Source organism: Sporomusa intestinalis, from assembly GCF_055383785.1.
The window spans coordinates 3790242-3802380 of sequence record NZ_AP042390.1; the positions used below are offsets into that span (position 1 = coordinate 3790242).

At 56.1% G+C, this 12139-nt stretch carries 13 protein-coding genes; all 13 read right to left on the bottom strand.

From position 1 onward, the window contains the following. Positions 1–12: 12 nt before the first annotated feature. On the bottom strand, positions 13–1110 hold the full coding sequence (locus ACZ481_RS17870) for a lipoate--protein ligase family protein (RefSeq protein WP_464766685.1): 1098 nt from the start codon (positions 1108–1110) through the stop codon (positions 13–15). Next, positions 1111–1812 (bottom strand): lipoyl(octanoyl) transferase LipB, encoded by a 702-nt coding sequence (lipB, locus tag ACZ481_RS17875; RefSeq protein ID WP_464766686.1) that lies wholly within the window; start codon positions 1810–1812, stop codon positions 1111–1113. Next, positions 1809–2108, bottom strand: a complete 300-nt coding sequence (locus ACZ481_RS17880; RefSeq protein ID WP_464766687.1) for a DUF6506 family protein — start codon at positions 2106–2108, stop codon at positions 1809–1811. Before ACZ481_RS17880 ends, lipB begins: the two co-directional genes overlap by 4 nt. A 38-nt stretch (positions 2109–2146) precedes the next feature. Beyond that, entirely contained in the window at positions 2147–3028 is an 882-nt protein-coding gene (gene lipA / locus ACZ481_RS17885; protein ID WP_464766688.1) for a lipoyl synthase, read from the bottom strand. Then, positions 3028–3354, bottom strand: a complete 327-nt coding sequence (locus ACZ481_RS17890; RefSeq protein ID WP_464766689.1) for a carboxymuconolactone decarboxylase family protein — start codon at positions 3352–3354, stop codon at positions 3028–3030. The genes lipA and ACZ481_RS17890 overlap by 1 nt, the downstream gene beginning before the upstream one ends. A 51-nt stretch (positions 3355–3405) precedes the next feature. Beyond that, the gene (locus ACZ481_RS17895; RefSeq protein WP_464766690.1) at positions 3406–4602 is read right to left on the bottom strand and encodes a dihydrolipoamide acetyltransferase family protein; all 1197 of its coding nucleotides are present in this window, start codon (positions 4600–4602) and stop codon (positions 3406–3408) included. Next, positions 4602–5630 (bottom strand): ATP-NAD kinase family protein, encoded by a 1029-nt coding sequence (locus ACZ481_RS17900; RefSeq protein WP_464766691.1) that lies wholly within the window; start codon positions 5628–5630, stop codon positions 4602–4604. Before ACZ481_RS17900 ends, ACZ481_RS17895 begins: the two co-directional genes overlap by 1 nt. 25 nt (positions 5631–5655) lie before the next feature. Beyond that, a complete protein-coding gene (locus ACZ481_RS17905) occupies positions 5656–6624 on the bottom strand; it encodes an alpha-ketoacid dehydrogenase subunit beta (RefSeq protein WP_464766692.1) in 969 nt (322 codons plus the stop codon). Between the two features lie 26 nt (positions 6625–6650). Next, complete coding sequence (locus ACZ481_RS17910; RefSeq protein ID WP_464766693.1) at positions 6651–7613, bottom strand: thiamine pyrophosphate-dependent dehydrogenase E1 component subunit alpha; 963 nt, start codon at positions 7611–7613, stop codon at positions 6651–6653. Positions 7614–7659: 46 nt separating this feature from the next. After that, positions 7660–8031 carry a Lin0512 family protein gene (locus ACZ481_RS17915; RefSeq protein WP_464766694.1) on the bottom strand — a complete coding sequence of 124 codons (372 nt, stop codon included), beginning with the start codon at positions 8029–8031 and terminating at the stop codon, positions 7660–7662. Positions 8032–8299: 268 nt separating this feature from the next. After that, positions 8300–10279 (bottom strand): sigma-54-dependent Fis family transcriptional regulator, encoded by a 1980-nt coding sequence (locus ACZ481_RS17920; protein ID WP_464766695.1) that lies wholly within the window; start codon positions 10277–10279, stop codon positions 8300–8302. Positions 10280–10609: 330 nt separating this feature from the next. After that, positions 10610–11227, bottom strand: a complete 618-nt coding sequence (locus tag ACZ481_RS17925) for a GyrI-like domain-containing protein (RefSeq protein ID WP_464766696.1) — start codon at positions 11225–11227, stop codon at positions 10610–10612. Continuing rightward, positions 11196–12029, bottom strand: a complete 834-nt coding sequence (locus ACZ481_RS17930) for a MerR family transcriptional regulator (RefSeq protein ID WP_464766697.1) — start codon at positions 12027–12029, stop codon at positions 11196–11198. The genes ACZ481_RS17925 and ACZ481_RS17930 overlap by 32 nt, the downstream gene beginning before the upstream one ends. Between the last annotated feature and the right edge of the window lie 110 nt (positions 12030–12139).

Sequence of the window (12139 nt, forward strand, 5' to 3'; positions counted from 1 at the left end):
ACAAATCACTCCCTATTCCTGTCTGGCTAATATCCAGTCAATTAATATCTCCTTAAAAACCCGGACTGCGCCGTTGTCATCCCGGCGGAACCACTGCGTCAGGGCCAGCCTGACAGCAGGCTCCTGCCAGCAGCTGCCAATAAGACAGGCTGCCAGCGCAGACAGTTTATATGGCTCCAGGCAGGGTAGCTCCTGGCTCTCGAAGGCAACAATTTTATTATTTTGAATCACCAGGACAGCATACCCTGTGCAGGGTCCGCCCCGCCTGCTGCCGCAGCCGCATTGGCCGGCAACCGTACTCTTAAGGCATTGGGGAAACCGATGCAGGCGTACATAAGTGCCTTCATTGACCTTTACCTGACGCACCCGGGTCTGCTTGCCGGGCAGCTGTAGAAACTCCGGGCTGGTCAGATACTGCACCGCCTGACTGACGGCTTGCTGCAGCGCCGGCGAGTATTCACCCCGCCGGAGATCAAGCCAGGCTGAGAAATGATAAACCAGTCTGTCTTCCACGGCCCTATAGTCCGGCATGTAGCCAAGTTCCTCACTCATCGAGGTTAAATACCGCGCCATCGACAACCGGAGCTGCTCGCGAAACCGGCTGCCGGGCACCTGCAGAACATTGGCCATGGCCGTGCGGTCAAAGGCCAGCAGAATATTGCCGGTATACACGGAAAAGCCATTGATATCGCCGGCGCCGTTGCCGGAAATTTTTTTGCCGTCCACCACAAGATCGGCCGGCAGCTTAATTGCGGCCCTGATCGCAAAATCGGCTAATGTTTTTATGGCCGGTTGTAGAAACTGAACAAAAAATGCCTCGCGCCGTCCTGTTAACAGCGGATTGCCGGCCCGCAGCACCAATTGAAAAAAGATCTGTTCCTCGGCCAGCAGCACCATGCCGCCGCCGATATCCCGCCTGATAATCGGTATATTATGCTCCCGGCAGTAGCCGGTGTTGACCTCCTGCGCCAAGTCGTCATGCAAGCCAAGGCAGACACAGCGGCCGGCAGGGCGGCAGATGACCAGCCCCTCCTGCGCATTTTGCGCCAAGGCATGATAGATCGCCTGTGTCTCAGCCCACGGTATAGCCCCCAGCCGATATAGGTCCATTCACTGCCCTCCGTACCGGCTTTGCCAGCAGCCACGCTTATGTACGGAAAACTCTACGCCAAAAACACCGGCAAACTGCGCCGCTATCGCTTGGCCGACTGCAGCCAGGGTTACATCAACCCCCAAAGCCTGCATCGACACAACCGGGCGATTGGTTAGGCCACACGGATTAATCAGGCCGAAATAACTCATGTCAGGCCGGACATTCAGGGCGAAACCGTGCAGCGTTACCCAGCCGCGGGCTCCGATGCCGATGGCGGCTATTTTGCCGCTGCCGGTCCAGACCCCGGTCAGGCCATTTTCCCGGAAGCCCTTGATCCCATATTGGTCCAGTGTCCTGATAAGGACTGCCTCCAGCATCCGGGTGTAGCAGTGCAGGTCCTGTTGGTAGCCCCGGAGGTCCAATATCGGGTACCCTACCAGCTGACCGGGGCCATGATACGTGACATCCCCGCCCCGGTCGACCTCGATGACCTCAAGCCCCCGTGCCTGCAGGGCCTCGCCGGTAAGCTTAATATTGCCCCGGCTGCCGGACCTGCCCAGCGTATACACAGGCAGATGCTCGACCAGCAGCAGGGTATCGCGGCCCCGGCCCTGGCGGCGGGCCGCCGCAACCGCCTGTTGCAATTGCCAGACCTCGCCATAAGGCCGGCGCCCTAACAGGACTAAGTCACAGGCGTTGCGTTCAAGCCGCCTGCTCAAAAGACATCATCGCCGCTTTTTCCTGCCAGCCCGGGGTGGATATCAAACCGCACTACACCGACAACCGCCCGCTGCTGCGCAGCCTTTTTAACGGCCGCCACCCCCTCATGCCCGAAGCCGCCGCATAATTCAATCGCCTCTATGCCTTGGCCAACAAGCTCTGCCACGGCCGCAACGGACGACCGGATATCACGCACCCCGACAACAGTCAATTCCACTGCCGGGGTGGCGATCACCGCCCGGTGCTGCCTGCTGTCCGCCTCAGGCGCAATAAAGATAAAAGCTGCTTTAAGCATTGCCATCCCTCCTCTGAATACGATTGGTAATAGGCTGATCAAGTCCGGGCCAGCCCGGCAAAAGAGTACCCGGCGTGGTAGGAACTGCGCACCATCGGTCCGGCGCTGACCTGCCAAAAGCCGATTGTTTGCGCAGTCCGGGCCAGCTCGGCAAACACAGCCGGCGGTATGTATTCCTCAACAGGCAAATGAGCCGGTGACGGGCTGAGATACTGTCCGAGGGTCAGCATTTTACAGCCGCAGTCATACAAATCCTGCATTACTGCGACGACTTCCGCGATTTCCTCACCCAGGCCCAGCATCAGGCCTGACTTGGACACTATCCCGTTTCCCGCCCGGCTGGCCCGGTTAAGCAATGCCAGTGAGCGCGAATAGACCGCCTGCGGTCTGACAACCGGGTACAGTCTGGGAACGGTTTCCAGGTTATGGTTAAGGATATTGGGGGTAGCCTGGAGCACGGTTTGCAGGGCCCGCAGGCTGCCTTTAAAATCCGGAATCAGCACCTCGACGGCGGCCTGAGGCAGCTGGGCCCTTACCGCCCCGATAGCGGCCGCAAACTGCCCGGCCCCGCCGTCGGCGAGATCATCCCGGGTCACCGATGTAATCACCACATGCTGTAACCCTAACTGCCTGGCGGCCGCTGCCAGCAGCTGCGGTTCATCGGGGTCCACCGCCTCCGGGCAGCCGTGGGTCACGGCGCAAAAACGGCAATTCCGGGTGCAGCGGCTGCCCAAAATCATGAACGTACAGGTCTTATTGCCAAAGCATTCGCCGATATTGGGACAGTCGGCGCTCTCACATACGGTATGCAGCCGTCCCTGGTCCAGCAGGGCTTTCATCCGGTCAAGCGCCGCTGCTTCCGGCACCGGCAAAGTGAGCCATGGCGGTCTGTCCGTAGGCCTGCCGGCTGTCTTAGCCATTATTCAAACGCGTCAAGCGCTTTCATAAGCGTAGTGGACAGGTAAGCCATAGCCGGTGACCCGCCAAAAGCTACGGCAACGGCGGCGGCTTCCAGGATTTCCTCCCGGGTGGCTCCCTCCGCCAAAGCATTTTTTACATGAATGTTCATGCAGTATTCGCAGCGTACGGCCAGGGCGATGCCGATACCGATCAGTTCTTTGTACTTGCGTTCTAATTCCCCTTCCACATAGGCGGCCTGATCCATCTGCACGAACGCGGCCATCAGTTCCGGGCTCTCCGCCTGGAGCTGACCCATTCCCGCCTGTAGTTCACTCACTAAATCCATGCAATCTCCTGCCATTGTATCTCCCTGCCTTTTCCTTTTATTTTGTTAAAATTAAATAAAGATTTTATAGGGCTGTTCAATCAGTTTAATCAATAAGGCCAGGAATTCCGCCGCCGGCGCGCCGTCAATCACCCGGTGATCAAAGGCCAGCGACAGGCCCATGATGGGTTTGATGACAATCTGTTCGCCCTGAACAGCCGGCTGCCGGACCGTCCGCCCAACCCCCAGGATGGCCGACTCCGGCTGATTGATAATAGGTGTAAAATAATCGACCGACCCATAGCCGCCCAGATTAGTAATGGTAAAGGTGCCACCGGTCATCTCGGCCGGGTCCAGCTTGTTTTTCCGGGCCCGTTTGGCAAAATCCTTAATCTCCCGGCTGACATCAGCCAGGCTTTTTTGATTGGCGTTCCTAACGACCGGGACGACTAGTCCGGCGGGAATCGCAATCGCCACCCCGATATGGATATCCTGCAAAACCCGGATTTCCTCCCCGCGCAGGGTCGAGTTAAGCCGGGGGTGAGCCTGCAGCGCTTTCGCCACCGCTTTTACCAGGATATCGGTGACGGAGATCTTCTCGGTATCCTTAACCTCGGCATTTATGGTGGCCCGCAAAGCCTGCAATGCGGCGATGTCCACCCCCGCATGATGCGTAACCTTCGGCGCTACGGTCCAGCTGTTGGCCATATTTTCACCAATTGCCTGGCGCATGCCCTCATACGGAATAACCTCCAGGACAGCGCGGTCGTCGGTGTCGGCGGCAGCATTGGCAATCGCCTGTTCGATGTCTTCCCTGACAATCCGTCCTTCCGGCCCGGTGCCGGCAATCACAGTATAATCAAGGCCATTGGCCTGGGCCAGCGCCCGGGCGGCCGGGGAAATTTTCACTTTGGCGCCGGGTACGGCGGCCACGGCTTTCCTGGCCGGCTGCCCGCCGGCGGCCTTAGCGGCCGGCGCCGCTTTAGCGGTACTGTCGGCGGCAGCTCGCAGCAGCTCGCCGATATCTTCGCCGGCCTTGCCAATAACCCCCAGCAGACCGCCGATCGGCAGTTTTGCTTTCTTATTGGCAACAATTTTTAGCAAAACCCCATCGGCCGGGGCGTCAATTTTATTGGCAATCTTATCGGTCATGACCTCCAGCAGGGCATCGCCCTTTTTGACCGGGTCCCCTTCATTGACCAGCCATTTGCCTACAGTACCTTCTTTCATGGACAAGCCTAGTTTCGGCATATTAATCTCTATGGCCATTACTGCTCCTCCTCATCGTGAACTGGGTTTACCTTGTTGTTGAACTTACTGTAGCCGCCGGCGACAGCCAGGCGCAGCGCCGCGGCGGCGTCGATTACGTTAGGCCCGTCAAAAGTCAGCTCAATCTGCGCCCGGTCGCCGGCCCGGATCTCCACCTCCCGCTCGCCGTCCAAAGCAATAACACCGGCTCCGCTGACCTCAATAACCTGGCCAAGCCGGATATAGCCATAATTTTGGACCGGTACCTGTTCGATCAGGCCGGGGGCAATCGGCGCGCGCACCTGCAGGCGGCCCGGACCCACTTCAATAGCGGCCCCCCTGGGCTCAGCGGGCGTCACCGGCACCAGATTGCCGGCAATGGCCGCTATGCCGATATTATGCGGCTCGCCTCTGGTCACGATAATCCGTCTGATCTTGGCGGCATCCCAGACTGCCCGCGAGCCGATAAAGGCTTCATTAAGCACAACCGCGTCAACAATCGCACTGTCGGCCAGCCGGCCATTCTTATAAATGTTAAGCTTCTTGCTCGGTTGTATCGCCGGCGCCCCCCTTACCAGGCCGGTGGCCACAACAGCGGCCGCCAAACCGGCAATTGTGCCTTCGACCAGTGTGGGAAACACATTGTTCGTGCCCGTGGAAATCGGCAGCAAAGGCACAGCCCCGCAGCCCTTGGCCACCATGCGGTTCGTGCCGTCACCGCCCAGCGTAATCAAACAGCCAGCCCCGCCCTGGGCCATAATGGCGGCGGCCTGAAAGCTGTCCTGCTGGGTGCCTGTCATGCACATCCCGGCGGCTGCCAGCTCCAGATCCGGCCGGTGGCGGCTGCAGATACTCGCCGCCGCAGCCGGGACAATGCCATAATACTCCGGCATATAGGTAATCTTGGTAACCCCGGCGGCCGCCAGACTGAGGATAAGCCGCCGGACAATATTCACTTTTTCCTGATTATCCACAACCGTTCCGTACGCCACCAGCCGCCGGATATCCTTACCTGATGCCGGATTCGCAATGATGCCGACATGCCCCATACCGCCTCACCACCTTGCCGGCTGCTTAGAACAGGCTTTTAACGGCAGCCACGATTTGATCTTCACTGGGTATGACGATACTCTCCAGGGCCGGGCTGAAGGGAATCGGGGTAAAAGGCATAGCCACCCGCTTAATCGGCCCGTCCAGCAGATCCAGGCCCTCTTCGGCCACCATAGCGGCGATTTCGCCGCCAAAGCCGCCGGTTTTAACCGCTTCATGCACGATAACCAGCCTGCCGGTCCGGCCTACTGACTGTAAGATGCTGTCGGTATCAAGCGGGATCAGGGTACGGGGGTCAAGCACCTCGGCGTTAATTCCCTCCCCGGCCAGTGCTTCGGCCGCTGCCAGGGCTTTTTGCACCATCCAGGACCAGGCCACAATCGTGACGTCAGAGCCGGCCTTCTTGATATCGGCCTTGCCAAGGGGAATCACATACTCGCCCTCCGGTACATCGCCTTTAAGGCCAAACAGCTGCTTATGTTCGATATACATGACCGGATTATTGTCCCGGACCGCAGCCGCCATCAGGCCCTTGGCATCGGCCGGGGTCGAGGGCATTACCGTTTTTACGCCGGGTATATGCGTAAACCAGGCTTCCAGGGACTGCGAATGCTGCGCGGCGGCACCCATACCGGCGCCGCAGGGAGTTCGGAGCACCAGCGGGATTTTAGCCTTGCCGCCAAACATATAATGCATCTTTGCCGCCTGATTGAATAACTCATCCAGACAAACCCCCATAAAATCCACAAACATAATCTCGGCAATCGGCCGCAGACCGGCGGCGGCCGCGCCGACAGCCGCGCCGACAATGGCTGTTTCACTAATCGGGGTGTCGATCACCCGCCCGGGGAATTCGGTATATAAATTGCCGGTTACGCCAAAGCAGCCGCCAAATCCGGCTACATCCTCGCCCCAGATAAAAACATTGGGGTCTCTTTGCATTTCCACGCGCATCCCGTCTCTAATCGCCTCAGCATAAGTCATTTCTGTCATCGTTTTTCACCCTCTCTTCCTTGCGGTTATTCCGCGTATACGTCGGTTAAAGCGTCTTCCGGGGCAGGATACGGACTGTCTTGCGAGAATTTAATAGCCGCCGCAATCTGAGCGTCCACTTTGGCCTTGATTTCATCTAATTCCGCACTGCTGGCATAGGTAAGCTCCACCAGCTTGCGGGCAAAGCGGGGAATGGGATCTTTCTCCAGCCACGCTTCCTGTTCGGCCGGATCCTTATAAGCGCCGGGATCACCCTCAAAATGGCCGCGCCATCTCCAGGTCTTGCATTCAATCAAACTGGGGCCGTCGCCTTTTCTGGCCCGGGCAATCGCCGCCGCCGCCGCTTCGTACACAGCAATCACATCATTGCCGTCCACGGTCACCCCCGGGATGCCGTAAGCGCCGGCCCGGTCCGAGACATCGGTAATCTGCATGTGATTTCGCTGGCAATTGGAAATACCGTACATGTTATTTTCACAAACAAACACCAGCGGCAGCTTCCAGATGGAAGCCATATTCAGCGCCTCATGGAAAGTACCGCGGTTGGATGCGCCATCGCCAAAGAAGCATACGGCTACAGCATCGGTCTTTTTATACTGACAGGCAAAGGCCGCCCCGGCCGAGATCGGCTGGCCGGCGCCGACAATGCCGTTAGCGCCCAGAATCCCCAGTTCAACATCGGCAATATGCATGGAACCGCCTTTGCCCTTGCAGTAGCCGGTGGCCTTGCCGAACAATTCGGCCATCATCAGGTCAACCTTGCCGCCTTTGGCCAGCAAATGCCCATGGCCCCGGTGGGTACTGGTAATATAGTCCTTATCGGTCAGGCTGCCGCAGACACCGGTGGCAACCGCCTCTTCCCCCAGGTACAAATGCACGAACCCCGGCAGTTGATTATCAGCGAACAACTCTACCGCTTTGTTCTCAAACGCTCTGATGGTGAGCATAGTTTCATAAAAGCCCAGCAATTTCTCTTTGGTAATTTCCATAATTCTCCCCCCGTTTTCTCTTCTTTGCTCGTACATGGCAATACACTTAGCCGGCTATAGGCGTTTCAACATATACAGTAAGTGCAGCTACAGCAACAACAATCGTATCCCCTTCACCGAGCGCCGGCAGGTGCAGCCCCCGGGCTGCCAGCCCCCCTGACACCGTTTCCACCGTTACAGCCCCAAACGGTATGACCTCCCTGACCGCAGCGGTGTTGATTTTTTCCGGCTGCGGACAGCCAAGCCGCACTTCCACCTGCATCTGGTCAGGGTCACTGATGCCGGCAATCTCGAATAAGCCACAGAGACAGCTTCTGGACAGGGCGTCTTTTACGGCCCGCTGCGCGGCTTTAGTGACATCGCCGCCATGCAGATCAGCGCCCATGCCCAGCTCGACAATGAATCGCTTGCGTTTCACCTTATCACCTCCGTTGAAAAGTTTGTACCGGGGCTGTAAAAATGACCATGCGCACCACTATACTTGCAAATCCTGTGCCAACAATAAAAAAAAGGAACTGATAAACCCCTGGCAGGAGCTTCAGTTCCCTGTATTGCCACAATTCTGAAATGTCTAATTTGTTTTCCGCCGGCAATTATCCGGCTTGCCCCGGTGGCGACTGTAGCAGCGGCTGTAGCACTCTGTAGCGCCCGCGCACCTTACGCTACACTTTGCAACAATGCGAGTGTCAATAAATCGCATGCCGCTTAATTTTACGGTACAGCGTACTGCGGGCAATCCCCAGTATCGCGGCTACCCGGGTGATATTGCCGCCCTCGGCCGCAAGCAAAGCCCTGATCCGGCCAATTTCGTAATCCACCAGGCCCTGCTTGATCTCCCTGTTGCCGGTTACAGCCGGCCCGATGGCTGCAGGGGGCCGGCAAATCTCGGACGGGAAACAGGCCATGGAGATAACACCGTTCTCCGCCATGGTGCAGGCTCTTTCGGCCGCATTGTGGAGTTCCCGGACATTTCCCGGCCAATGGTAGCCGTTTAGCAGGGCAAAAACACCGGCAGCAATCGTATAAGCCCGGCCCTGTTCACTGCCGATTTGCTTAACAAAATTACGGAACAGCAATTCGATATCCCCCTGCCGCTGCCGCAAGGGCGGGATTTCTAGCTTAAATACGTTCAGGCGGTAGTATAAATCCTGGCGGAATAAGCCGTCCTGCACCAGCCGGCTCAACTCTTTATTTGTCGCGCAAATGACGCGCACATCAACAGGGATCACCTGATTGCCGCCAATCCGGGCAACCTTTTTTTCCTGCAGAACCCGGAGCAGGGCAACCTGCTGCGCTAACGGCATATCGCCGATCTCATCGAGAAACAGGGTGCCGCCGGCCGCCAATTCAAACTTCCCCGCCCGGCCGCCACGCTTGGCCCCGGTAAACGCGCCATCCTCATAGCCGAACAGTTCGCTGGCCACCAACTCTTTGGGGATGGCACCGCAGTTCAGGGCAACAAAGGGGCCGCGGCCGCGGCTGCTCTTGTTGTGGATCGCCTGGGCAAACAGCTCTTTTCCGGTGCCGCTTTCCCCCTGCAAAACAATGTTGGACACGGTAACGGCTGCCGCGGACGCCTGGCGCACAGCCTCGGCAATCGCGGCACTGCTGCCCAGGATACTTTGGAAATGAAAGCGCGTATCATAGCCGCTTTCCCCGGTGACTAAGCGGGTTCGCCGGCCGGCCGGGCGCAGGATAATAACCCCGCCGTTGCTGCCGCCTTGTTTATCGGGAATGGACTCGCCCGAGACTAGGCAGCGGTTCGGCCCGGCGGCGCAGCCGGCTTGAAGCTCCAGCTCAATCCGGGCCTCCTTGCCGGTTAACAGCTGTTGTATTGCCTGACCGTTGCCCTTGAAAATGGTCTGCACGGAAGCGCCGTGCAGCCGAGTGCCGTTCTGCCCCAGCAGCCTGCCGGCAATTGGATTGTATTCTGTTATGAAACCAAAACGGTCAAATAAAATTACACCCTCTGACATGGTATTGAAGATACTCGCCAGGTGCTTGTTCATCAAAGACAGCTCATTCCGCTTTTGCTCCATGCCCAGTTGCATGCTAATCGCCTTGGCGGCAGCCGCAACCATCCCCAGCGTATGCGAATAGGCGGCCGGCGCCGGTCCGGATAAATCCAGAAAGGCAGCAATCCGGCCGTCAAGGCCGTAAATAGGCGCAGCCGAGCAAGTCCACCAGTGATGCTTGGCGCAATAGTGCTCGGCGCCGGAAACCTGCACCGGTTTACCGGTTGTGAGCCCAACGGCAATGGCGTTCGTGCCCACATCACCTTCCCGCCAGCTTGCGCCCCGCACAAAATGCAGCTTCTTGGCACTGGTCAGCGAATCCCGGTCGCCAAAGCACTCCATTACATAGCCGTTCCCGTCGGCTAACACCACAATAAAGCCTGAGTCGCGGAAAAACTCATATATATTAGCCATAAACGGCTTGGCAATATTAATAATCTCCTGATTCTTTTCCAGCAGCAGCCGGACATCGGCCGGCGCCAAAATATTCTGCGCCCGGCCGTCCTCAGAATTAAGACCGGCCTGCGAGCATCTGACCCACGAGTCCGCAATCTCCGGCAGGAGCACGTGACGCTCCAGCTTGCCCTTGCCAACGAACGCTTTCCAGGCCAAATCTTTACTGGCTAACCCGGTTGGTTTATCTCTTAGCATCTTGCCACACCCCTATCAGCGCCTCGACATTGTTGTTGTAGGAGTTCTAAAAATAGCACGAAAATTCCTGCAATATCTCTCGCCAGGGTAAAAATTTAACCAGGCGCCGCTGCTCGTCTCAGCCTCACCGTTCCCGTCTCTAAATTTTATATTAAGTGATAAGTTCGATAAATGCTGCGAAATGACTCAAGAGAACCGTCCCCTTGAGTCATTTTCCTCAGGGCGGAAACGTGAGAAACGGGAAACAACAGACCGAGGCGCGGGGACGCACAGTTTACTTTGCAAGAACGAAACAAACAGCAAAGCAAAATATATGTCCCCTGTTTCTGCTTATTTGACAACAGGCAGTCTCAATACAGTATGCAATTTTTCCGGCTTGGTTTTATTGGGGTCGGACAAGTAGATTTCATGGTGTTTGCGCTCTGGTCCTGTCCTATCGGCAAGGCCGTTTTGCGCCATAAATGCTCTCATTTTTTCAATTGTAACCGGCTCGTCCGCATACGGCCCGCGGTGCAGCATTTGGACGCATAAACCTTCATTGAACACTTCCAGTCTTGCTTTGGTAACATCAAGCTCCGGCTTTTTCTTTTGCGCCATCGCTACCGCCCACTGGAAAACAGCAGGTGTAACAAACTCCGGCTGGCGTATCATAGCTATCCAGCGCCAGTTATGCCGTTGGTCAATAGCAAAAACACCGCCTTCACACCACCACAAACCTTCAAGCGGAAAAACAGTATACTCAAAATAGCCGGCAATTTCCTTGCCCTTCATTTTAATGGTATACGCAAGGGCATACAACAGGGAAACAGCGTCCTGATATTCTTTTTCTTGAGGGTCGCCTTTTCCATTCACCATGATATAGACCATTGCCGGCACATCAATGATTGCGGGCCCGGCTTTAGGCAAATACAAGTCTTTATAATCCTTCCTGTAATCTACTTTCGGCATGTTCATCCTCCTTAACCGGCATGATAATTTCCGTGATATAATTATTTTCATTCCCGCGAAAAATCAGGCCAGGGCCTTTAATATATATTTCCCGGGAAGGCAATTCCTGGGTGAGGTTGTTCGCATGAGCATAGTCCAGCAAGGCTTTATAGGCATGATTGGACAAGGCATAGCCGCCCTTGTGGATTGTGCAGACAGCCTTGACAGCAGGTATTGTCTGAATGGCAATGGCGGCGTCATCCAGCCTGTTTGTTATAGGAAGGCAGAGAGCAATATCGGCTTCCTCCTTGTATTCGCGATCATAGGAGAGGCTAAACAGGCTTCCGGCTGCATTATTTCTTACAGCTTTGAACAGAGTTCTAACAGGCGTACCCATTTCATTGTAATTTCCCCGGTAACGTATAAAAGCAGCCAGCACAGCCGGAATTTCCTTCCGTTCTACTTCATAGGCCCCGGCGGGTTCCGCTACCCTTGGCGGCTGAATGTGCAAACTGATTTTGTCAATCAGGGCGCGTTCTTTTTCCATATTGCGTTTTATCTGCTCTCGCTTTTCCCGCAGATAATAGGATATATCCGCTTCGTTATCACAACAGCTTAAAACCTCCTTCGTCTCCGCGATCGAAAATCCCAAATCCCGCAGAAAAACGATGAACTGGGCTTTGTGAAAATCGTTTTCGCCATAATATCTATAGGCATTGTTTTTGTCCCGGTGGGAAGGAGTTAGTATCATTTCTTCATCATAATAGCGCAAGGCCTTTACACTTATTTTGGCAATCCGGGAAAACTCACTGATTTTATACATCCCTTCTCCTCCCTAATCAGTATAAACTATCCCCCGCACAGGCAGGTCAAGTAACGCTCGCCTCTGTATAAAAAAAAACCGCGCAACAGCAAAGTCACAGCGGTCGATGT

Bases quoted from the DNA above. Each gene is read 5' to 3' on its own strand.
- ACZ481_RS17870 (WP_464766685.1), bottom strand. From the start codon at position 1,110: ATGGACCTATATCGGCTGGGGGCTATACCGTGGGCTGAGACACAGGCG.
- ACZ481_RS17880 (WP_464766687.1), bottom strand. From the start codon at position 2,108: ATGCTTAAAGCAGCTTTTATCTTTATTGCGCCTGAGGCGGACAGCAGG.
- lipA (WP_464766688.1), bottom strand. From the start codon at position 3,028: ATGGCTAAGACAGCCGGCAGGCCTACGGACAGACCGCCATGGCTCACT.
- ACZ481_RS17890 (WP_464766689.1), bottom strand. From the start codon at position 3,354: ATGGATTTAGTGAGTGAACTACAGGCGGGAATGGGTCAGCTCCAGGCG.
- ACZ481_RS17895 (WP_464766690.1), bottom strand. From the start codon at position 4,602: ATGGCCATAGAGATTAATATGCCGAAACTAGGCTTGTCCATGAAAGAA.
- ACZ481_RS17900 (WP_464766691.1), bottom strand. From the start codon at position 5,630: ATGGGGCATGTCGGCATCATTGCGAATCCGGCATCAGGTAAGGATATC.
- ACZ481_RS17905 (WP_464766692.1), bottom strand. From the start codon at position 6,624: ATGACAGAAATGACTTATGCTGAGGCGATTAGAGACGGGATGCGCGTG.
- ACZ481_RS17910 (WP_464766693.1), bottom strand. From the start codon at position 7,613: ATGGAAATTACCAAAGAGAAATTGCTGGGCTTTTATGAAACTATGCTC.
- ACZ481_RS17920 (WP_464766695.1), bottom strand. From the start codon at position 10,279: ATGCTAAGAGATAAACCAACCGGGTTAGCCAGTAAAGATTTGGCCTGG.
- ACZ481_RS17925 (WP_464766696.1), bottom strand. From the start codon at position 11,227: ATGCCGAAAGTAGATTACAGGAAGGATTATAAAGACTTGTATTTGCCT.
- ACZ481_RS17930 (WP_464766697.1), bottom strand. From the start codon at position 12,029: ATGTATAAAATCAGTGAGTTTTCCCGGATTGCCAAAATAAGTGTAAAG.